The organism is Acinetobacter sp. B51(2017), assembly GCF_003711395.1.
GTDB lineage: Bacteria > Pseudomonadota > Gammaproteobacteria > Pseudomonadales > Moraxellaceae > Acinetobacter.
Genome location: NZ_PJRJ01000012.1, coordinates 62091 through 85265 on the forward strand (window position 1 = coordinate 62091; position 23175 = coordinate 85265).

Sequence of the window (23175 nt, forward strand, 5' to 3'; positions counted from 1 at the left end):
CGACTTTGCTTTTCAATCACGCAGCGATTATACACCGCTCGACAGGATTTTTTAGCCCACTGTCAGCTTAATCACCAGCAACAACAACAAAACTGGACAGGATAACGCCATAAACCACACGATTGAACGTAGCGTTGCCCAATTGGCCAAATAACACAGACCATAGATAATGCGTAACACCACATAAGCAATACCAAAGGTCATCACAATACTTTGCGGCAGCACCATATATTCTGCAATTAAGATCGCAGCAATAAATAAAGGTAAGCCCTCAAAGCTATTTTGTTGTACTGCATGAGCACGCGCAGCCAAACCCTTTGTTTTACTTAAAAATTCGCGTGGATTTTGGTTATCTTGAGCACGAAAGCCCCCTGCCATTTTTGCAATGACCGCAAATACATAGGGTAATAAGCAAGCAATTAAAATCAGATAAATAATTCCACTTATGCTTTGCATGTATATTGGTTCTCAAGTTGCACTAAGCTTGCATCATAGCATGGCAATTTTGTTAAATAGAGCCTTTGCTACAATTGCACTTAGGTTGGGTTATGAACGATCAAGAACAACAGAAAATGTTTGCTGTCCTCGAGCAGCAAAAATTACATCAGCAACGCGTTGATGGCGTACTTAAAATCGTTTTACCAGTTGTGGCTTTTTTACTGGCCATGATTTGCGCTAACTTTAATATTCTTTCCACCTTAGGCACGATTATCATGATGACCTTAGCCTTTTGGATGGTGGCTATTCAACGTAAAGTACTTTGGCATTGGGCGACTATTGTGATTGTGTATTGCTTGGCCGACAATTTGTATAGTTATAGCAATGGTTTTAATTTAGAGGCCTTTGGCCGCCAATGTGGCACCATGATTCTATTCTTATGGATTATTGGTATTGGTCGTCCTTACATTGACCGCTGGCTCATGAAAAAATAAAAAAAGCGCCTTCAAGGCGCTTTTTGTTAAGCTGATTTACGTAAATCCTTACGTAGGATTTTACCTACATTGGATTTTGGTAATTCATCCATAAACTCTACATAACGTGGACGTTTATAGCCAGTTAAGTTTTCTTTGGCAAAGGCCAATACTTCTTCTGTGGTTAAAGACGGATCTTTTTTCACCACAAATAGTTTTGGCACTTCACCTGATTTTTCATCCGCCACACCAATCGCTGCCACTTCCAAAACTTTTGGATGTTTGGCAACCACTTCTTCAATTTCAGATGGATAGACGTTAAAACCAGACACCAAGATCATGTCCTTTTTACGATCGACGATTTTGACATAACCGCGCTCGTCCATCACACCAATATCACCTGTGCGGAAGAAACCATTCACCATCACTTTGGCTGTTTCATCAGGACGGTTCCAATAGCCTTTCATGACTTGTGGGCCGCGAATACAAATTTCACCTTGCTCACCAATTGCCAAGCTATTGCCATCGTCATCTAGAATTGCAACTTCGGTCAGCGGCAATGGAATCCCAATCGTACCACTAAACTCATTTGAAGCAGGTGGGTTGGCTGTGGCAACGGGTGAAGTTTCCGATAAACCATAACCTTCAACAATATTCACGCCTGTGATTTTTTTCCATGCTTCCGCGGTAGATGGCAACACAGCCATGCCACCACCCATCGCCATTTTTAAACGGCTATGATCAAGTTGTTTAAACTCATCGTTATTAACTAAAGCGTTAAATAAGGTGTTAACCGCAGGGAAGAAAGTCGGTTGATACTTGCGTAATTCTTTCATGACCGCAGGTAAATCACGCGGATTTGGAATGAGTACGTTGGCTTGACCTTTATACATGCCATACATGGCACACACCATAAAGGCAAAGATGTGATACAGCGGTAAAGCACAGAAAATACGATCATCTGGCGCACCATCTTGGTTGCCAAATTTACTTTGGAAAATCCCGTCACATTGCAGTAAGTTTGCTACTAAATTGCGATGGGTCAGTTCCGCACCTTTAGATACCCCTGTTGTACCACCTGTATATTGCAATACAGCGGTATCACTTAAGGTTAAATGAGGACGTTTGTATTGGCTGGCATTGGCTTTCGCCATTGCTGCATTAAATTTAACGTGGTTTGGAATATCCCATGCTGGAATTTGCTTACGCACTGAACGCAACACAAAATTGACTAAGGTACCTTTAAGCACGCCCAGCATATCGCCAACCGAAGCCACAACCACATGTTTTACTGGGGTTTTACCCATAATTTTTTGATACACGTTGGCAAAGTTTTCAATAATGACTAAAACTTCTGCACCAGAGTCATTGAGTTGATGCTCAAGTTCACGCGCGGTGTACAGCGGATTGACATTCACTAAGACTAAGCCTGCACGTAACACCCCAAGCGCAACTACAGGATATTGGAGAACGTTTGGCATCATCACCGCAACGCGTGTACCTTTGGCTAAGTTTAAAGATTGCAAATAAGCAGCAAACTTACGGCTTGCTTCTTCTAACTCGCTAAAAGTTAATGCTTTATCCATAAAAATAAAGGCATCGCGTGAGCCAAATTTTTGGAAATTACTCTCAAAAATATCAACTAAGGATGTATTTTCCGATGGTAATGCAACAGTTTCAGGAATTCCTGTCTTTTGATACTCAGCCAACCAGATCTTTTCCATAATCCCAATTATCTCCAACTCATCTTATGTCTTTGCTCTTGTTTTCAATGCTGCACTCAATTGTTTTACGTGTAATGTGCAGCATTGCTTCCATATTCACGATTCAAGTATATACGGATATCAGGGATAAAATACCAGCATTATCTTTGAACGAACAGTTTACTGGCTTTCTGATAACCACGCGGTAAAAGTTGCCCTTTTGACGCACGCTTGCCTAGGTATTTGAGTAAATCATCACCCTTAAGCTTTAACTGTTGCTGCCCTGCAAGCACATGAATTACTTCATCTAAATTAAGCAGTTCCACAGATAACAGTTGCTCTTGTTCCTCTAGTTGTATCAGCTTATTGCCCTTACCTTTGTTCAGAATTGGTAATTCTGCCAGATCAATTACCGCTACTCTACCACCTGAAGTTAATACCGCGACATGGCTAAACTGCTCAATGGCTTGAATCTGTAACACATGGCTATTTTCTGGTAAGGTTAAGAAGGCTTTACCCGCTTTAGCGCTGGTATCGAGTTGTTTTGCTTGGGTTTTAAAACCAAAACCTTTGCTGCTGAGTACAAGAATTTCTGCATCATCTTCAGCAATAAAGACTTGTTTAAAGCCAATGCCATTTGCTGGACTGAGCTTTGAACTTAAGGGTTCACCAAAACCACGCGCCGATGGTAATTGATTAATCGCAAGCGCATAACTACGCCCTGCTTCATCAAGGATATAAGCACGTTGGTTTGATTTACCTTGTGCATGACTTAAGTATTGATCACCCGCACGGAAGTTTAGATTTTCCACATCAACATCATGGCCTTTGGCACAGCGCACCCAACCCGCTTCTGAAATCACCACAGTCACAGGGTCAGCAGGCAGCATATCTTGTTCGTTAATTGCAGCAGCTTCTTTACGCTCTACAATTGGCGAACGACGTACATCGCCAAATTTTTTCGCGTCTTCTTTTAATTCACCAATAATTAAGTTTTTCAGTGAATCGGGATTCGCCAATTGCTCACGAATCACCGCTGCTTTGGCTTCTAAATCTTCTTGTTCTGCGCGAATATTTTGCTCTTCAAGCTTGGCTAAATGACGCAGCTTTAAATCTAAAATGGCATCGGCTTGAATTTCATCAATGCCAAATTTTGCCATTAACACATCTTTGGGCTGATCTTCTTCACGGATGATGCGAATCACTTCATCGACATTTAAATATGCCACCAATAAACCGCCTAAAATATGCAGGCGTTTTTCGATTTTGCTTAAATGGTAATTCAGACGACGCGTTACGGTTGCTTTACGAATTTCAATCCATTCCAACAAGATACGACGAATGGATTTCACTTGCGGACGGCCATCCGCACCAATCATATTTAAGTTAACGCGATAACTTGATTCTAAGTCGGTGGTGGCAAATAAATGGCTCATCACGGCTTCAGCATCAATACGATTTGAACGCAGCACAATCACAATACGGGTTGGATTTTGATGATCTGATTCATCACGAATATCGCTAACCAATGGCAGTTTTTTGGCCTGCATTTGATCGGCAATTTGAGTAATGACTTTAGAACCTGAGACTTGATACGGCAGATCAGTAATGATGATTTCATTTTTATCCACCGTATACACGGCGCGTACTTTGTAGCTACCGCGACCTGTGGTTTGAATTTTAAGTAAATCTTCAGGCGAAGTGACAATTTCGGCTTTGGTTGGTAAATCCGGTGCAGGAATAAACTCAGCCACTTTTTCATCGGTTAAATTTGGATTACGAATTAACGCAATGGTGCCTTTGACTACTTCACGTAAGTTATGCGGTGGAATATCCGTGGCCATACCCACCGCAATCCCTGTCGTACCATTCATTAAAATATTAGGCACACGCGCAGGTAAATTCACTGGTTCTTTCATTGAACCATCAAAGTTATCTTGCCAATCACAGGTACCTTGACCCAATTCCGACAATAACAAATCACTATATGCCGACAATTTAGCTTCGGTATAACGCATCGCTGCGAAAGATTTTGGATCGTCAGGTGAACCCCAGTTGCCTTGCCCCTCAATAAATGGATAACGATAGCTAAATGGCTGTGCCATCAGTACCATCGCTTCATAACAGGCAGAGTCACCATGCGGATGGTATTTACCCAACACATCACCCACGGTACGCGCAGATTTCTTCGGTTTGCCGGTTGGCTTCAACCCAAGTTCACTCATGGCATACACAATACGGCGTTGTACCGGTTTTAAACCGTCACTAATATGCGGCAATGCACGATCCATAATCACGTACATGGCATAGTTTAAATAAGCTTGTTCGGTAAATTCTGCTACTGAGCGGTTTTCTGTCGCATGATGCGCAAGGCTTGTCATAACAACCTATAGTCCTAAAATCGTGTTTTTGTCTGTTTGAATTATAATGCGATGTCGCAGATGAAACCTAATCAGAAATACATCTGCGACATTTCATGACGCTTATTCAAGCATCTTGTTTTTATTTACTTAGAAATTGATTCTAAAGTACGGCCCTTGGTTTCTTCACCTAAGACCAAAATTACCAATGCCACTGCGACTAATACCGCAGTAAACATCATAAAGACATAACTAAAGCCGTTGTCTTTGACCATTAAGTGCGTCACCACCATAGGCGCAACAATACCGCCAATACGACCAATGGCACCTGCCCAACCCGAGCCAAAGGCACGAATATTGGTTGGATACTGCTCTGGTGTATAGGTATATAACACACCCCAAGCACCTAAATTGAAGAAAGACAGTAAACAGCCCCATAGCATAATCAAAGCCACACTATAGGCTTGACCAAAGAAGTAAGCCGAAATTGCGCACATGCCAATAAAGACCGCCAAAGTGGCTTTACGTCCCCACCATTCCACCAACCATGCTGCCACAATGTAACCCGGAAGTTGGGCTAAAATCATGACTAAGACATATTCAAAGGATTGCACGATGCTATAGCCTTGTTTAACCAACAGGCTTGGCAACCATGTAAAGATGCCGTAGTACGAATACACAATCCCAAACCAAATCAGCCACAGCATTAAAGTACGACGTGCGAATACGCCTGACCATAATTGCTTAAATGAAATGTCTTTTTGATCAGAGACTTGTTGGACTTCAATTTTATCAATCACCTCTACACCGCATTGACGCTCAATGCTTTGCACCAAGCGATGTGCTTCTTCAATGCGACCACGATTGATTAAATACGGAATGGATTCAGGCACCATCTTCCAAATCACAATGGCATATAGCGCAGGCAGACCACCAATTAAAAATGCCATATGCCAATCAAATTTTGGAATCACAAGATACGCCACGAGTGCAGCACACAGCCAACCTAAGCCCCAAAAGCTTTCAAGCAGGACGATAAAACGACCACGCACATGCGCCGGAATATATTCACTCACCAATGTGACTGCTACAGGTAACTGACCGCCTAAACCTAAACCCACCACAAAGCGAAACACCAATAACCACGTTAAGTTGGGTGCAAAAGCACAAGCTGCGGTGGCTAAGCTATAAATCACTAAGGTAGTGGCAAAAACGGTTTTACGCCCAATGCGATCTGCCATCGCGCCAGAGCACACCGCGCCAATCGCCATCCCGACAAAGCCAATTGAAACCACCCAACCTTTTTCGGTGGGAGTCATGGCCCAGTCTTCTGACATTTTGGCTAAAATAAAGGAGATTAAACCTGTGTCCATGGCGTCGAACATCCAACCGAGTCCGATCACCCATAACAAGGTATAGTGAAACTTACCAATCGGTAAGCGTTGAATCCGAGAGACTAAATCCATAACAAGATCTCTGATTTGGTGAAAGGAAGCATGCTGCTTTCACAACAGGATTTATGCTTGTGCCTTTTGTTATACGCTAAATTGCTTAAAATATCCGCAATTTTCAATCAGGTGGCTGTTTATTATGAAGTGATTTATGAAGCGTCTTTAGAAGATGCCGATTGTTCGTCATCTTCTTTATAAATAAATTTAGGCATTTCTAAGCCAAAGTAAATCGCGATACAACGCAGTGAGAAACCAAACACTAAAGTGGCAATCACAGTAATTTCAAGCGATAAACCAATCTTTAAACATAACCAATAACAAATCACTGCGACAAAGGAAATGCTGGCATATAGTTCACGGCGGAATACGAGTGGCACATCATTACATAAAATATCACGTAAAATACCACCAGATACACCCGTCAGTACCCCAGCTACCGCAGAGACCACAAAACCGTGTCCCATCTCTAATGCAATTTGGCAACCAATAATGGTAAAGCCAATTAAGCCTAAGGCATCGAGTAATAAAAACACCGAACGTAAATGGCGCATCCATTTGGCGATCATAATGGTAAAAAATGCCGCAGCGCAGGTCAGCACCAGATATTCAGGATGTTTGACCCAGGTTAATGGATAATGCCCAAGTAGCACGTCGCGCACCGAACCACCACCTAAAGCAGTTACACAGGCAATAATCACCACACCAAACCAATCCATACTACGCCGACCCGCTGATAACGCACCTGTCATCGCTTCAGCCGTAATTGCAATAATATAAATAACGGTAAGTAACATCGCCTAGAACCTAAATCGGCTAATTCGTGCGCGCTATTCTAAGCCAAATTATCGGAAAAGTTACAAAAATTGTGCGCAACATTGCTTAAATTTTTTGCCCGATCCACACACACAAGCTTGTTTCATGGTTGGAAACACCTCGTTGGTAGGGTCTAGGAAATACCATAGCCCGTCATGCTTCACAAAATGGGAAACTTCATGATGCACATGCGCTTGGCTACCATCATGATAATGGGCTTTAAATTCGACTTGCGCGTGGTTTTTATCAAGCTTTTCTTGGGCTTGTAGCACTTCAAGTTTCAGCCATTGATTGGCTTTGCTCCAATCGGCAATGGCAGGCACATCCAAATGCTGTTGCTGTAATAACGCGGTGGTTTTGACAATGTAGTCAATGTGCTGTTTGGCAAAAGCGCTATAGCGTGAACGCATCAATTGCTCAGCGCTTTGTGCCACACTTTGCCCTAAATGTAAGGGCTGACAGCAGCTACTGTACTCAGAGCTGCCACAAGGACATGAATTACACATGATTTCTCAAAAAAAATAGCTCGACAATGCGAGCTATTTTAACCTGAATCTAGGCGAAGAAATGCTTAGTGTTGATTTGGCTTTGGATTTTGAATGATATGCACTTTTTCAATTTTGTGCCCATCCATCGTCACCACTTCAAAGATATGCTCATCCGCTTTGAGTTTTTCACCATTTTGTGGCAAACGGCCTAAATGGAACAGGATATAACCCGATAGCGTTGAATACTCTTCTGCTTCATCGACTAAATCGCGCCCTAACAATAACGAAACGTGACGAATATCGGTTGAACCATCTAGCATCAAAGTACCATCTTCTAGACTCTCTGCTGCAGTTTCTAGCTCATCTTCATCAGGGAATTCACCTGCAATCGCCTCCAACACATCAATTGGCGTGGCAATCCCTTCAATGGAGCCATATTCATTTAATACAATTGCCATTTGTAAAGGAGCTTGACGTAGCTGTTCCATCACCATCAACACTTGCGCATTTTCATGCACAATTAAGGGTTCGCGTAAATGCTTGGCAAAATCCAGTACACCAGTTTCAACGTATTCATTCAGCACTTTATGGGTCAGTACCACACCAGCAATGTTATCAAGTTCACCATGCGCCACAATCACCCGTGAATGAGTAATATCGAGCAATTGCGCTTTAAGATCAGCAGAACTGGCATCTAAATCTAACCATTCCAGTTCAGGTCGTGGCGTCATCACCGATTTAACAGGACGTTCCGATAAACCCAGCACCCCTTGTACCATTACACTGTGGTAAACACCATTTTCTTCATCAAACACTTCATCAGCAAAGGCACGAGTTGCTAACACATCATCGTTATGTGGATTTTCAACGCTTTTACCCCCCAACATACGCATGACCGCGGAGGCAGTGCGATAACGTAGATCTGTGGTTGTCACCAATTTTTCTTGGTTACGACGCATCAATTGGTTTAAGAACTCAATCAATACCGAGAAACCAATTGCGGCATATAAATAGCCTTTTGGAATATGGAAACCAAAGCCTTCCACCAACAAGGAAAAACCAATCATCATCAAGAAGCATAGGCATAAAATCACCACGGTTGGATGCTTATTAACAAAGTCCATTAAGGCCTTAGATGCCCATAGCATAATGATCATGGCAATAATCACCGCCAACATCATCACCGAAAGCTCTTTGACCATGCCCACGGCGGTAATCACACTATCCAGTGAGAATACGGCATCCAGCACCACAATCTGTACAATCACCATCCAGAATACCGCATGTACTGGATTTTCTTCTTTTTGAATGGGCTTGCTCTCGAGGCGCTCGCGCAATTCCATCGTGCCCTTAAACAGTAAGAACACCCCACCAAAGAGCATAATCAGGTCACGTCCTGAAAACGCATGTCCAAGTACAGAGAATAATGGTGCAGTGAGCGTAACGACCCAAGCAATCGAAGCAAGTAAAATCAAGCGCATACATAGGGCAAGCATCAAGCCTAAAATACGCGCGGTATTACGCTGCTCTGGAGGAAGTTTTTCTGCCAAGATGGCAATAAAAACTAAGTTATCAATCCCTAAGACGATTTCTAAAATAATTAATGTTGCTAGTCCGACCCATGCAGCAGGATCAGACATCCATTCAAAAATCATGGCTGATACTCCTGCACCTTAAACTTATTGTTATGCGGATTCAAAAAATAATCATTTATTTTCTCGGAGCGATACCCATCACTACCACTACTCATATCAATTGCTGTGTTGTTAAACAGAATTTCAGTATAGGCAAGATTACATCGAAATTCATCTTTTTTATCACAGGATGATTTTAGTGATGATTTTGTATCTAAAACTACATTTTCGATGAATTGTCATATTTATTGCATAAACTAGAGTGAACAATAAGAAAATGCTAAGGTGAAGAAAAAAGATGAATAGCGAAGTAAAAATGCCAAAACAATTAAACCCTGTCCACATTCAAACTACCCAACCTTTAATTGCTTTGTATTGCGGCTCACGCGTAGGCAATAACCCACTTTACTTACAGACTGCAATTGAACTGGCGCAAGGTTTAGCCCAACATGGTTTTGGCTTAGTGTATGGCGGTGCCAGTATTGGTCTCATGGGCCAAGTTGCCGATAGCATTATTCAACACGGCGGTGAAGCGGTGGGGGTGATTCCTGAATTTATGTTAGATTATGAACGTGCCCATAATCAATTAACTGAACTGCATATCGTGAAAAGTATGCATGAACGTAAAGCCTTAATGGCAGCGCGTGCCAGCGCCTTTGTTGCTCTACCTGGCGGTTTAGGCACTTTTGAAGAAATTTTAGAAGTCGCCACTTGGGGACAACTAAATCAACATCAAAAACCAATGATGCTGTATAACGTCAACGGTTTTTATGATCATTTAATTGCTCAGCTGGATCATGCAGTAGTAGAAGGATTTTTACCGCCTCAGCACCGCGCTAAACTGATCATATGTGATGATGTACAGCAAATCTATAATGCGCTCAACAATCTAAGTACGCCTCCACATGTCGCCATTTAGGCATAAAAAAAGCGAGCATTGTGCTCGCTTTTTTTAAATTCGATTATGACGCTAGTGCAGTTACAGTATTGTAAAACCAAGGTAAGGTCGTAGCTAAAATAACCGACATCGCTAAACCAAACATTAACTTCATCGCATCTTTACTTACGTTACGTGAAGTACGGTATTTACTCACTCCATTAACGATCATTGAAATTGCGAACTCACGACCAGCCAATAAACCTAAGAATACCCATGTGGTACTCATTGGAATATTACTCCACTCTTTGAATACCAATAAGATAATCGCATAAATAAAGTCTACGATGGTGGCTGCGCGTACATCATTAACATCGGTTTTGGTATCTACAATTTTTTGGATTGCACCACCACGTTGATATAAGATAATACCAAGCAACACCACAAATACTATAATTGCAAATATTAAGAATTCAAATGGTACTTGACGCGGTACATACACAAAGATATTGGCCAAATCTTGAATCAGCCATTGGCTCCACAAGAATGCGGTCGCTAACCATTGCAATACCATCCATTTAGTTGAATGTTCTTGATCTTTGGTCTTGTTAAAGTACACCGTCATTTTGTTGGCAACAAAACGATAGATAATCAATGCCGTAATAAAAGCTACCGCATAACCCATCATCGATTTCACCATCATCGAACCTAAGCTCGCAGGTGAGAAAATGGTCAGCACCAAGAATGTGGTACTCACTGGAATACCATATTTGGTTAAAAGTAATAATAAAATTGGCGGTACAATATACAGCCAAGTAATCCCACCCTCAGGGAATGGAATGGTTTCTAATCGACCATATGAGGCATCACCTACGCCTGATGCATACCAGCCGTACATTAATACCACCACCAAGATACTGCTAATAAAAATCCACAGTACCCACCATGGACGATGGGAGTTAGATGAAAGAAACGTACCTAAAGTTTGTGGCACATCATTTCCGACAATGGAATAGGCTGCTAAACAGAAGCCAATAACCATTAATATCTCAATTGTCATAACAAAAAATGCTAGATCATAAATTTGTTGCGATGTTATGGCGTTTTTATGACACTTTCATGAACATTGAGAAGTTTTTACAATTGATTTAAGCTATAACTCAATAATCTTAGAAAAAACAATATCAAACATGCAGTGAAATATTGTGACAAAGCATGTTTATCACTTGCCTTAAGCCGCGCTTCTTTACAGTTTTTCTGATGATCTTCTATTACACTAAAAGCAAAATATTTAATCTCTATGCCCTATGAGTCAAACTGCTGTTCATCAAGCCTTACAACCTGAATTTCGCCTATTGGTTCTGTTGGTTTCTATTGGCTTTTTTATGCAGGGCTTAGATACCACAATTATTAATACCGCCCTGCCAAGCATTGCCAGTCATTTGCAACAAGATCCCTTGCAAATGCATAGTGTTGTGGTGGCTTATGTATTATCAGTGGCGGCATGTATTCCCTTAAGTGGTTGGTTGGCAGATCGTTTTGGGGTACGTAATATTTATTTTGCTGCAATTGTAATTTTTACCCTCGCCTCATTGGGCTGCGCATTGTCTAGCAGCTTAAATGAGCTAATTATGTATCGGGTATTACAAGGGGTTGGCGGAGCACTGCTCATGCCAGTCGGTCGTTTAGCGATGCTAAAAATCATCCCACGTCATCAGTTTTTATCTGCCATGAGCTTGATGAGTTTGGCAGGCTTGTTAGGCCCACTGATGGGACCGACTTTAGGCGGTTGGATGGTCGAACATGCGTCATGGCAATGGATTTTTTTGATTAACTTACCCATGGGAATCTTGGGTGCATGGATGACCTACAAAGTCATGCCAAATATTCGCGAGAGCCAAGTCAAGAGTTTTGATTTGAGTGGCTTTATGATGTTGTTTGTGGCTATGGTTGGCTTATCATTGGGCATCGAAAACTTTGCTAAACCAGAACAATCTGTATCTCTATCGTTGGGCTTAATCGTGATGAGTATGCTGGCAATGGCTGGCTACGCTTATCATGCACATAGTCATCACAATGCTTTATTCCGCAGCACATTATTTGCTCATCGTATATTTACCATTGGTATCTTAGGCAACAGCTTTGCCCGGTTAGGCGGTAATGCAATTCCATTTATTTTACCGCTCATGCTGCAAGTGGTGTTTGGCTTTGACGCCTTTACCACAGGTCTACTGATGATTCCAACCGTACTGGGTTCTTTGGCATCTAAGCCCATGATTCGTAAACTGATACAGTGGTTAGGTTATCGTCGTTTTCTAATCATCAATACGTTATTGGTGGGCGCTTGTATTGCCAGTTTTGCCCTGACCAGCGCTGACATGCCACTTTGGTTACGTGCCTTGCATTTCTTTATCTTTGGTTTACTCAATTCTTTACAATTTGTGGCGATGAACACCTTAACCTTAAAGGATTTATCACAACAAGATGCCAGCAGTGGTAACAGCTTTTTATCAATGATTATGATGCTGGCCATGAGTATTGGTGTGGCTTTAGCGGGGAGTTTAATTAATGTATTTACTGGCTATTTAGGCGCAGCCCAAATTGAATCTGCCTTTCATTTTAGCCTGATTTGCTTAGGTTTAATAAATATTATTGCTGCGGCAATTTTTTGGCAGATTCCTAAAAACACCACAGCATAGTGGAGTATGATCATGAAGATCATTGTACAAGGTGAATGCTGATGCCACGCTCCAAACTTAATGCCAAGCCACTGCTTTGGGCAGTTGCGGCATTATCCATGCTAGCGGTCGCACTCTTTATCATTTATCTGTTCATTTTTCAGCAAGCTAAAACCAATGCTGCCCAGTTTCCGATTCAAGGTTTTGATGTTTCACATCACCAAAAGGATATTCAGTGGCATAAGATTTCTCCTCAGCAATATCATTTTGTCTATTTAAAAGCGACAGAAGGCGGTGATTTTAGCGACCGCAAGTTTCAGGAAAATTGGCTGAAAGCCCGTGAACAAGGTTTGCATGTAGGCGCATATCATTTTTATCGTTTATGCCGTGATGGTATGAGCCAAGCGCAACACTTTATTGCAACTGTGCCTAAAAAAGCCGATGCGCTACCGCCCGTAATGGATTTGGAATATGACAGCAAATGCATTAATCATTACACTCAAGAACAATTACTAAAACAAATTCAAATTATGCATGATCAACTATATCAGCATTATCAAAAACAGCCGATTTTTTATACCTCTAAAGCATTTTATAATATTGTTTTAGCAGGTCATTTTAATCAGACACCGCTTTGGGTACGCGAATATAAAAGCTTGCCTGATTTAAAAGGTCAGCCCAAATGGCTATTTTGGCAACATAGCAATAAAGGTAAAATACAAGGTATTCAGGGCACGGTTGATCTAAATGTATTTTATGGTGATGCCCAAGATTGGCAGAATTTTTTAATTCAAAATCAGGTTATTGCTACACCTTAATATGAGCTTACGCAAAATTATCCATATTGATATGGACGCGTTTTATGCCTCGGTGGAGCTGCGTAAACGCCCCGATTTAATCAATCTGCCTGTGGTGATTGCCGCACAACATCCACGCGCAGTCATTGCTGCGGCATCTTATCCTGCTCGGCAATTTGGCTTACATTCTGCCATGCCCATGAGCCAAGCCAAAAAGCGTTGTCCTGAGTTAATTGTCATTGCACCTAATTTTGCTGAATATCGTGCAGTTTCAGCGCAAATTCAGCAAATTTTTCAAAAATATACCCCAATTATTGAACCATTGTCTTTAGATGAAGCCTATTTAGATGTGACTGAAAATCTGTTGGGTCTTGGCAGCGCCACCGCAGTTGCACAAGCAATTCGACAAGATATTTTTCAAGCCACCCAACTCACCGCCTCAGCGGGGGTCGCACCCAATAAATTTTTAGCTAAAATTGCCTCTGACTGGCATAAACCCAATGGCATCTGCGTAATTAAACCAAGTCAAGTGCAACAATTTATTGAATATTTGCCTTTAAATAAAATTCCAGGTGTGGGACAAGTCACTCAAGAAAAATTGTTAGCTTTAGGCTTAAAAACCTTAGATGATTTACAATCTATTGCAGAAAACGTGTTAATTCAGCACTTTGGTAAATATGGCAAACAATTATTTTTATATGCGCAAGGTATTGACGAGCGCCCCGTACAAGTCGAACGTGAGCGGCAACAGATCTCCAAAGAAACCACCTTTGCCCAAGATTTAACCCTGAGCCAGTGCCAAAGTTATTGGCTACCCCTCTTGCAACAGCTTTGGCACAGTTTAAAGCAAAAAAATTTAACTGCGCGCGGCCTGAGTATCAAACTTAAACTAACCGACTTCCAAGTATTACAACACACTAAAAGCTTTAAACAGCCTTTTCAAAATATTCATGAACTTACTCAAGCACTTGAATTACTGTTGGCGGAGATGCATATTCAACCACACTGGTGCTTTCGTTTAGTTGGTATAGGCTTCTATCAACTACAAAAACCAGCCGAGCATAACCAACTTAATTTATGGTAACGCACAAAAAAGCAGCATTAAGTATATTTTTTAACAAAAAGTGATTCCATTTTAGCCAATTTAGGTTAATCTATTTGGGCAATGCATTACCCATGTATGTGCTGAGATGCTAAAAATCACCTTTATTTTTAGCACCCCGTCCTGTGATTGGCGTGACGATCAATCCGAATATTACAGGGCATCTCTGATAACAACTGGGTTGCCTCCTTTTCGCATTGTGCATCTCATTCAATCTCAAATCATCCCCTCGCTTTATCCAACTGCCTTTTATTATTTTGTTATCTAAATGATCTTGCAATTGCTAGTTTGCTCTCTACACTTGTAGCAACAACGATGCCAATCACAGGAATAAAATTATGGCAGTACAACGTTTACATATTTCACAACGTTTTTCTGAAATTGCAATTTCGGGACAATGGGTACATTTAGCAGGACAGCTTGCTAGCGACACCAGTTTAGATATTCGTGGTCAAACCCAACAAACTTTAGATATCATCGACCAATTTTTAGCAGATGCAGGCACCGACAAATCTCACATTATGTCTGTGACTATTTATCTCAAAGATATCGAACAAGATTATGCAGCTTTCAACGAAATTTGGGATGCTTGGGTTGCAGACATTCAAGCGCTACCGCGAACCTGTGTAGAAGCAAAGATGTATCAGCCCGAGGTTTTAGTTGAAATGACGGTCGTTGCAGTCAAACCTGCCTAACGGCACCATCTCAGACATCACATTGGGACATGACTAAATTGATAACGCTTGTCCCGATGCGTTGTGCTTAAACTTGACCCTTCAATAATATGCGCATTCAAAAAATCGCGTTTTAGTTCAGCTAATTCAGGCACATGCTGATAACGTAATACTTTATAGCCTGCCATTTTTAATAAATCATCTTGATAATCCGCATTTCTAAGCCGCTTTAAAGCATGACTTTCGTTTAAAGCCACCATCGCTACAATATGATAATCCCGATCGAGCAAAACAAAATCGGCCACCATATTACGGTATTTATACCGCGTTCTTGGATATTTGGTCGTGAGTAAGGCATCAAATGAGACCTGAGCCAAAATATGTTGTTCAGGTAAAAGCATTTTTAAGCGTGTATAGGTCAATTGCTGTTGCGGACTAAAAATCGCACGTTGCTTTAAGGCACTATCACTGGGGCGATGACTTAGCGCAATCTGATTGAGCAATAGCCCTAAGCATCCGAGCACAAGGATGCCAATCAGCATATACATCAACATTTTTGTTTCCCTAATTGTTATATTTTATTATTGTGCTGCACTCAAACTGGAATTTGAGTCCTTATACAAGTCCTTTGTATAAGGACAATCTAGACAATTTAAATTTGTCTCACAAGACGTTTTTAGCAACAAAGCATGTAATTCCGATAAAACGTCAAATCAAAAAAAAGGACGCCTAAGCGTCCTTTTGAATTATGCGATTAAGCACGTGATTTAGATTTTGATTTAGGCTTACTAAATGACTTTTTGCTATCCCCAGTTTCCCGCGGAGGTAAGCCAGTATGTTGCGTTAAGATCTGCCCACGTTCAGGACGCTTCTTGGTATTTGAAGGACGCGATTGTGCAGCTTTACTACGGTTAGCTTGTTCACCTGTGCGTTTGGCAGAATCACCTGCCACACTAGAATTTTTCTTACGTGCCGATTTGTATTCACCCTCAACACTTGCTGGCTGATAAGTCGGAATCAAATGCTGTTTTGAGTTACCAATTAAATCTTGGCGTCCCATTTCACGTAAGGCATCACGTAGCATAGGCCAGTTGTTTGGATCATGGTAACGCAAGAATGCTTTATGTAGGCGACGACGTTTTTCACCTTTGACAATGTCAACTTGTTCGGTATAACGCGCTACTTTTGCCAATGGGTTTTTACCGGTGTAGTACATCGTAGTTGCGGTTGCCATAGGTGATGGATAGAAGGTTTGCACTTGATCGGCACGGAAACCATTCTTTTTCAACCAGATCGCAAGGTTCATCATGTCGTAATCGGTGGTACCCGGATGCGCTGCGATAAAGTAAGGAATTAAGTATTGTTCTTTACCTGCTTCTTTACTATAACGCTCAAACATTTGTTTAAAGCGATCATAAGTCCCGATGCCCGGCTTCATCATTTTATTGAGTGGGCCTTTTTCGGTATGTTCAGGCGCAATTTTTAAGTAACCGCCCACATGATGTGTCACTAATTCTTTGACATATTCTGGGTTTAAAACCGCCAAGTCATAACGTAAACCAGAGCCTATCAGAATCTTTTTAATGCCTGGTAAGCTACGCGCTTTACGATACAGCTGCGTCAAAGGCGCATGGTCGGTATGCAAGTTTTGACATACGCCTGGGAATACACACGATGGCTTACGACAGTTCTTTTCAATCTCAGGATCTTTACATGCCAAACGATACATGTTAGCTGTTGGGCCACCTAAGTCCGAAATGATACCTGTGAATCCCGGAGCGGTATCACGAATCTTTTCTACTTCACGTAAAATTGACTCTTCAGAACGGTTTTGAATAATACGCCCTTCATGTTCTGTAATCGAACAGAAGGTACAACCACCAAAACAACCACGCATGATGTTTACAGAAAACTTAATCATGTCAAAGGCAGGGAAACGTGCATCACCATAAGATGGATGTGGCAGACGTGCATAAGGCAGGTCAAATACATAATCCATTTCTTCTGTGGTTAACGGAATTGGCGGCGGATTCAACCACACATCACGTTCACCATGCTTTTGTACTAAGGCGCGTGCATTACCCGGATTGGTTTCAAGGTGCAAAATGCGGTTGGCATGTGCATATAAAACAGGATCTTGTGACACTTCTTCATAAGCAGGCAAACGAATCACAGCCAGCTCACGCGGCGGTAATTTATGTTTAATCGCTTTTGATGCAGGTTGTAATTGCACAATTTGCGTGTCTGCATCTAAATTGTCGCCTTCACGCACAATTGGATTAGCAACATGTTCTTTTTGGAAACCTTGATATTGGCTTAAGTCTTTGCCTTGCTCAATTTCACAGCCTTCTAAATCTTCCGTCATCACATAGGGGTTGATGATTGGATCGACACGACCCACTGTATCGACGTCATTTGATGCGATTTCGACAAACTTAGCTTTTGATGCACGGTTGTGTTTATTGACGATAAACGCAGTACCACGCACATCAGTAATGTCTTGGATTTTTTCACCACGCGCCAAACGGTGCATGATTTCAGTAATTGAGCGTTCACCATTACCATACATCAATAGATCGGCTTTAGAATCCATTAATACAGAACGACGCACTTTGTCTGACCAATAGTCATAATGCGCAATACGACGTAGCGAAGCCTCAATACCACCTAACAGTACAGGTACATCTGGGTAGGCTTCACGGACACGTTGGCAATACACAGTTGCCGCACGATCTGGACGTTTATTCGGTTGATTATCAGGAGAATAGGCATCATCCGAGCGGATTTTTCGGTCAGCCGTATAACGGTTGATCATCGAATCCATGTTACCTGCAGTGACACCCCAAGCAATATTTGGCTTACCCAAAACACGGAACGCATCCACATTGGTCCAATCTGGCTGGGCGATAATCCCGACACGGAAGCCTTGTGCTTCTAGGGTACGACCGATGATGCCTGAGCAAAATGAAGGATGATCGATATACGCATCGCCACAGACTAAAATAAAGTCACAACTGTCCCAACCGAGTTGATCCATTTCCTCGCGTGACATCGGCAAAAATGGCGCAGGTTCAAAACATGACGCCCAATATTTGTCGTAATCAAACAACGCGGTTGGCGCTGTCTGCATGGTATAAGCAGTAGACATGGCTAGCAATTCTCGGCTGGCAGATGATAGGAGATCTAAAAATAAGATCAAAGATGAAAGCCGAGCATTTTACCACGAATTACAGACAAGTTGCTTGATTATAATTTATACAAATTACTGCAATTAATTCCTCAGTCTATTCAGAGGCTCATCTAGGTTTTAATTGTAGCGCAAGCACCACACCAGCAATCAAAAAACCAGCAATAAACACACTCAAACCTTGCCAACCTGCATTTTCCCAAACCAACCCACTACTGCTACCCAAAACACTTGAACCCATATAATAGCTAAACAAATATAACGACGACCCCACCGCACGATACTGCAAGGCTTGTAGCGCGACCCAACTACTTGCAGTCGAATGTGCCGCAAAAAAGGCAAAACTGAACAGCGCTAAGCCTAGTAATAACAGCCATAGTGAGCTTAAGGACATCAATACTACACCCAATAACATGAGGAATAACATGATTACTAATACTTTATGACGTCCAAATTGACGCCCCCAATGAGCAGCGTGTGGTGAACTGTAGATGCCTGCCAAGTAGGTTAAAGATAATAGACCAATCCAAACTTGGGATAAGACAAAGGGTCGTTCAAGTAAGTGATAACTCATATAGTTAAAAATACTGACAAAACAACCCATCAAGATAAAACCTTGTATAAACAATAGTCTTAGTTTTTGATCAGCTAGACTTTTTCTAAATGACTGAGCAAAGCGCTGCCATTGCATGGGGTAACTGCTAAAATGCTGAGAATTGGGTAGTAAATAGTAAAAGGCAATCGCAATTGCTAAGTTAAGCAAACCAATAATAAAAGTTGCGCTCTGCCATGTAATAAAATCAACCAGCACCCCAGCAATTAGACGTCCACTCATGCCGCCAATTGCTGTACCAGAAATATATAAACCCATAGCAAAACCGACATCTTTTTCAGCAATTTCTTCACCGATATAAGTCATCGCCACTGCAGCCACACCACTGACCGCAAGTCCAATTAAAACTCGGCTGATTAAGAAAAATCCCCAGTGTGGTACAACTGCACTAAGTAGAAGTAAGACAGCTGCCGCAAATAACGCGGTGACCATAATCGGCTTACGGCCAAAACGATCAGAGATTAAGCCAGTAAATAACAAGCCAACTGCTAGTGCAATAGTAGAAACCGAAAGTGGGAAGCTACTTTGTGTCGCTGAAACTTGAAAGAATTTTGCCAAAATCGGCATCATCGGTTGGATACAATACAAGGAGGAGAAGATTGCAAAACCAGCCAAAAATAAAGCATACAGCACCGCTTTAAAAGCAGAACTGCCATATTCAATATACGAACTGAGTGAGGCTTGCTTTGACATAAATCCTCCTAAAACCATGCTCAGTATACGCCTGTTTAAATTGCTCTACAGTTTTTCGATAAAAGTATAAATTGTTAGTCTAATCCTAACACAGCGCCAGATATGACAAATTCATCACAAAACTGACTAGATAATGCTAATTAAATTTTAAAAAATTGTTATTTTTTATTAAGTTATATGAATAATCACTCAAAATTAGCTTTAATAATGACGTGTTTTTCCATTGCTAAATATGAGAAAAATGCTAGATTAGACCAAACGCTGTGCATAAAATTTAAAAGTTTTTATGATGCTGCGTAAATTTGGATAAAAACGTATTAAGGGGAAAATCATGGCAAAAGTTACTCTAGATAGCTTGAGCGAAATCGACGGCTTTGTTGCCGCAGCGTTGGTAGATAGCGAAAGTGGTCTAGCACTTGCCACTAAAAACACTTCGAACATTGATTTAGAATTAGCAGCAGCAGGTAACACCGAGGTGGTACGTGCCAAACGTAAAGTTGCTAAGTCATTAAACCTTGATGATACAATCGAAGATATGTTAATTACTTTGGGTAAACAATATCATTTGATCCGTCCACTTGAATCAAACGATAGTCTGTTTTTATACTTGGTTTTAGATCGTTCTCGAGCGAATCTGGCCATGGCGCGTCACGAACTTAAAGGTTTTGAACGCGAACTTGATTTTTCCTGATGTGCTTAAAGTGGAGCAAGCTCAACCTTGTTCCACCTCTCCTCCCTATCGCATAGGCTTATCGTGAACAAGCAACTTAATATTTCTGTATTTGGCCTAAAACTAACGACTATTGATGAGTTAAAACGAATTATCGAAGGTCTTTTGCCTGAACACTACAACGTTAATTGGACCAATATTAATGACGCGAGTTTAGATATATTGCTCATTAGTCATTTATTTTATGACTTACCAAATATTGTCAGCATTCGTCAGCGTCCCAACTTAAAAACTCTAAAAATTGCTCATGATCCGCTACTGCAAGGTCAACTTGTTCAAGATACGTTTTATCTCCCTGTCGAATCGAACGGGATTCGTTTATGGTTCGAACAGCATGTTCTAGAAGTTACACAGCCGTCCAACCCTCTCACGACTTTAAATAATTTAAACTCTAAACTCCAACCTGAGCCAAAGCCACAAGGCACTCAAATTGATAATCTTTTTAAACAGTTAGATATTCAAAAAACCATCCCAGCTCTAAATAATCAGCCAATTGTTGCCAATACTGCAGTAAATGCCACGACAATCAGCGCTTCACAAACTGTAAAGCCTGTAAAGCAACCGAGTTATCAAGAACAAATTAAAAGAGCCTCACAACAGATTATCGAACCACGTTTTGTGCGGGCTAAAAGTGCCTTACAAGGTGCTTTATTTTATGAGGCTATTCACTATAAACATTTTGAAAATCTGCAACATAAACTTTGGCAAAGCACAGATTATCGCCAATGTATTTTAATTGCCGGCGATACTAAAATTGCCTTGATTGATAAGCCACATAACCAATTTTGGCTCGCTAATGGACTCACTACGGTTGGACAAAGTAGCATTCATCTACAACATGCTGATCTTAATAATGTAGTGCGTTTTTGCCATAAAAACCAACCCTATGATTTACAATATGGTTTATGGAATTTTGTGTGGCAAAATGTAGGAGCTATCGTACCTAGCTATACTGGCTACTATCGCCTTAAATATTGGCCACAACCTCTACAACATCAAGATCAAAAAGATATTTTTAAAATTGCTGCCTATTTACAACATGGTGCACATTTACATTATGTTCATGAACATTCAGGTATTAGCTTAGAATTCATTTATCGCTTTATTTTTACCGGTTTAGTCAGTAATAGTATTGAAGAGATTAATGAACAACAAGCTGATCCACGTTTTAAAAGTATTCAGACAACTAATTCTGTTGCAGAACCAACATCTGCATTACGTAATTTCTTTGGCAAATTACGTAAAAAACTAGGTCTGTAGGGAAAATATATTCATGATTTTACAACAATATAAAATAGTATTTGCCGGTGCGATGGGTGCAGGTAAAAGTGCAGCCATTAAAACTATTTCACAAATTGACGTACTAAGCACAGAAGCCTTAAATACTGACGTTGCAGCACATCAAAAAAATCTGACAACGGTAGGCATTGATTATGGTGAAATTGTACTTGAAGATGATATTAAAGTTGGGCTGTATGGTACCCCTGGCCAAGAACGCTTTAACTTTATGTGGGGCGTCATTTGCAAAGGAGCTTTAGGCACAATTTTATTGATTGATCACAGTATTGATGATCCAATCTCAGCCTTAGAAGAATATTTAGCTACTTTTCAGGAAATGAGCAATAATATTATTATTGGCATTACCCATGTGGATGAAAAAACCACTCAAACTACTTCCATCTATCGTGATTGGCAACAAAAACAAAGTCATAATTACCCTCTATTTTTTGTAGATGCGCGTGTTAAAGAAGACGTATTGTTAATGGTAGATGCATTGATTGCCAATGCTGAAGTTAATTTTGCTCATTAAAAAAGATTGAATTATTATGCTTTTACAACGTTCGGCACCCGATGCCCTAATCAATTTAGCTCATGAAAGTATTCATGAAGTTCTGCGTGAAGTGAATGGCGTAGAATACATCATGCTCTGTTCAACTGATGGCTTTGAGCTCACTTCAGTACATAGAAAAAATATAAACAATTCAGGTAAATTGGCAGCCGTCAGCAGCTCAATTTTAGCGATGGTACAAGCCTTTTTGGGTGAGATTAACTTAAATGGTTGCCAAAGCATGACTTTAGATGCTGAAAATGGCAAAGCCTTAATTAGTGCAGTACCGAGTCATAATCATCCTATGCTAGTGGTCGTAATTAGTGCTAAAGATGTCATGTTAGGACATTTATTGTTAGCCGTTAAACGTGCCACTGAACAAATTGCCGAAGCAGATCAAAATTATACTCAATAAAAAAAGCCCAAGCGGGCTTTTTTTATTGATCTTAGTTTCAGAAACTTTTAGCCTTTTTTAAAGTCGAAAAAAATCCCCCTGATGAATGATCAGGGGGATTTTTAGAATAATGAGCTGGCGATGACTTACTCTCACATGGGTAACCCCACACTACCATCAGCGCTAAGAGGTTTCACTTCTGAGTTCGGGAAGGGATCAGGTGGTTCACTCTTGCTATTGTC

General features: G+C 41.0%; 21 protein-coding genes and 1 rRNA gene. 10 read left to right on the forward strand and 12 right to left on the reverse strand.

Going from position 1 to position 23175, the window contains the following annotated elements:
* Positions 1-51: 51 nt before the first annotated feature.
* Entirely contained in the window at positions 52-456 is a 405-nt protein-coding gene (locus CYK47_RS07715; RefSeq protein WP_122900471.1) for an MAPEG family protein, read from the reverse strand.
* Positions 457-548: 92 nt separating this feature from the next.
* Here CYK47_RS07715 and CYK47_RS07720 point away from each other — a divergent pair, with 92 nt between their 5' ends.
* The gene (locus tag CYK47_RS07720) at positions 549-932 is read left to right on the forward strand and encodes a hypothetical protein (RefSeq protein WP_122900473.1); all 384 of its coding nucleotides are present in this window, start codon (positions 549-551) and stop codon (positions 930-932) included.
* Between the two features lie 26 nt (positions 933-958).
* Here CYK47_RS07720 and CYK47_RS07725 read toward each other — a convergent pair whose 3' ends face one another.
* The 6 genes from CYK47_RS07725 to CYK47_RS07750 all read right to left on the reverse strand — a co-directional run bounded on the left by CYK47_RS07725 (position 959) and on the right by CYK47_RS07750 (position 9381).
* A complete protein-coding gene (locus CYK47_RS07725; RefSeq protein ID WP_122900475.1) occupies positions 959-2635 on the reverse strand; it encodes a long-chain-fatty-acid--CoA ligase in 1677 nt (558 codons plus the stop codon).
* Between the two features lie 140 nt (positions 2636-2775).
* Positions 2776-4995, reverse strand: coding sequence for a DNA topoisomerase IV subunit A (gene parC, locus CYK47_RS07730; protein ID WP_122900476.1), 2220 nt, complete (start codon positions 4993-4995; stop codon positions 2776-2778).
* 125 nt (positions 4996-5120) lie between these two features.
* Positions 5121-6440: a niacin transporter NiaP gene (gene niaP / locus CYK47_RS07735; RefSeq protein ID WP_122900478.1), complete on the reverse strand. Its 1320-nt coding sequence runs from the start codon at positions 6438-6440 to the stop codon at positions 5121-5123.
* A gap of 134 nt (positions 6441-6574) precedes the next feature.
* Positions 6575-7219 carry a trimeric intracellular cation channel family protein gene (locus CYK47_RS07740; protein ID WP_122900480.1) on the reverse strand — a complete coding sequence of 215 codons (645 nt, stop codon included), beginning with the start codon at positions 7217-7219 and terminating at the stop codon, positions 6575-6577.
* Between the two features lie 60 nt (positions 7220-7279).
* Positions 7280-7744 (reverse strand): YchJ family protein, encoded by a 465-nt coding sequence (locus tag CYK47_RS07745; protein WP_122900482.1) that lies wholly within the window; start codon positions 7742-7744, stop codon positions 7280-7282.
* 65 nt (positions 7745-7809) lie between these two features.
* Positions 7810-9381 (reverse strand): TerC family protein, encoded by a 1572-nt coding sequence (locus tag CYK47_RS07750; protein ID WP_122900484.1) that lies wholly within the window; start codon positions 9379-9381, stop codon positions 7810-7812.
* A gap of 277 nt (positions 9382-9658) precedes the next feature.
* Here CYK47_RS07750 and CYK47_RS07755 point away from each other — a divergent pair, with 277 nt between their 5' ends.
* Positions 9659-10279 (forward strand): LOG family protein, encoded by a 621-nt coding sequence (locus CYK47_RS07755; RefSeq protein WP_122900487.1) that lies wholly within the window; start codon positions 9659-9661, stop codon positions 10277-10279.
* A 43-nt stretch (positions 10280-10322) separates the two neighbouring features.
* Here the strand turns inward: CYK47_RS07755 and CYK47_RS07760 are convergent, their stop codons facing one another.
* The gene (locus CYK47_RS07760) at positions 10323-11297 is read right to left on the reverse strand and encodes a hypothetical protein (RefSeq protein WP_122900489.1); all 975 of its coding nucleotides are present in this window, start codon (positions 11295-11297) and stop codon (positions 10323-10325) included.
* Between the two features lie 247 nt (positions 11298-11544).
* Here CYK47_RS07760 and mdtD point away from each other — a divergent pair, with 247 nt between their 5' ends.
* The 4 genes from mdtD (at position 11545) to CYK47_RS07780 (ending at position 15509) form a co-directional block, all read left to right on the forward strand.
* Positions 11545-12936, forward strand: coding sequence for a multidrug transporter subunit MdtD (gene mdtD / locus CYK47_RS07765; RefSeq protein ID WP_122900491.1), 1392 nt, complete (start codon positions 11545-11547; stop codon positions 12934-12936).
* A 35-nt stretch (positions 12937-12971) separates the two neighbouring features.
* Positions 12972-13733, forward strand: coding sequence for a glycoside hydrolase family 25 protein (locus CYK47_RS07770; protein ID WP_502697054.1), 762 nt, complete (start codon positions 12972-12974; stop codon positions 13731-13733).
* Between the two features lies 1 nt (position 13734).
* The gene (gene dinB, locus CYK47_RS07775; RefSeq protein ID WP_122900493.1) at positions 13735-14796 is read left to right on the forward strand and encodes a DNA polymerase IV; all 1062 of its coding nucleotides are present in this window, start codon (positions 13735-13737) and stop codon (positions 14794-14796) included.
* Between the two features lie 356 nt (positions 14797-15152).
* A complete protein-coding gene (locus CYK47_RS07780; protein WP_122900495.1) occupies positions 15153-15509 on the forward strand; it encodes a RidA family protein in 357 nt (118 codons plus the stop codon).
* A 17-nt stretch (positions 15510-15526) separates the two neighbouring features.
* On the opposite strand, the gene CYK47_RS07785 is transcribed toward CYK47_RS07780, so the two are convergent.
* The 3 genes from CYK47_RS07785 to CYK47_RS07795 all read right to left on the reverse strand — a co-directional run bounded on the left by CYK47_RS07785 (position 15527) and on the right by CYK47_RS07795 (position 19981).
* Entirely contained in the window at positions 15527-16042 is a 516-nt protein-coding gene (locus CYK47_RS07785) for a DUF2726 domain-containing protein (RefSeq protein WP_122900497.1), read from the reverse strand.
* 200 nt (positions 16043-16242) lie between these two features.
* Positions 16243-18636, reverse strand: coding sequence for a YgiQ family radical SAM protein (locus CYK47_RS07790; protein ID WP_122900499.1), 2394 nt, complete (start codon positions 18634-18636; stop codon positions 16243-16245).
* Positions 18637-18784: 148 nt separating this feature from the next.
* Entirely contained in the window at positions 18785-19981 is a 1197-nt protein-coding gene (locus CYK47_RS07795; protein WP_122900501.1) for an MFS transporter, read from the reverse strand.
* 331 nt (positions 19982-20312) lie between these two features.
* On the opposite strand from CYK47_RS07795, the gene CYK47_RS07800 reads away from it, so the two are divergent.
* From CYK47_RS07800 to CYK47_RS07815, 4 genes are all read left to right on the forward strand, one after another.
* A complete protein-coding gene (locus tag CYK47_RS07800) occupies positions 20313-20672 on the forward strand; it encodes a roadblock/LC7 domain-containing protein (RefSeq protein ID WP_122900503.1) in 360 nt (119 codons plus the stop codon).
* 63 nt (positions 20673-20735) lie between these two features.
* Positions 20736-21971 carry a hypothetical protein gene (locus CYK47_RS07805; RefSeq protein ID WP_122900505.1) on the forward strand — a complete coding sequence of 412 codons (1236 nt, stop codon included), beginning with the start codon at positions 20736-20738 and terminating at the stop codon, positions 21969-21971.
* 13 nt (positions 21972-21984) lie between these two features.
* Positions 21985-22521 carry a GTP-binding protein gene (locus CYK47_RS07810; protein WP_122900507.1) on the forward strand — a complete coding sequence of 179 codons (537 nt, stop codon included), beginning with the start codon at positions 21985-21987 and terminating at the stop codon, positions 22519-22521.
* Between the two features lie 16 nt (positions 22522-22537).
* The gene (locus CYK47_RS07815) at positions 22538-22954 is read left to right on the forward strand and encodes a roadblock/LC7 domain-containing protein (RefSeq protein ID WP_122900509.1); all 417 of its coding nucleotides are present in this window, start codon (positions 22538-22540) and stop codon (positions 22952-22954) included.
* Positions 22955-23066: 112 nt separating this feature from the next.
* On the opposite strand, the gene rrf is transcribed toward CYK47_RS07815, so the two are convergent.
* Positions 23067-23175: ribosomal RNA gene (gene rrf, locus CYK47_RS07820) — 5S ribosomal RNA — on the reverse strand; the annotation flags it as partial.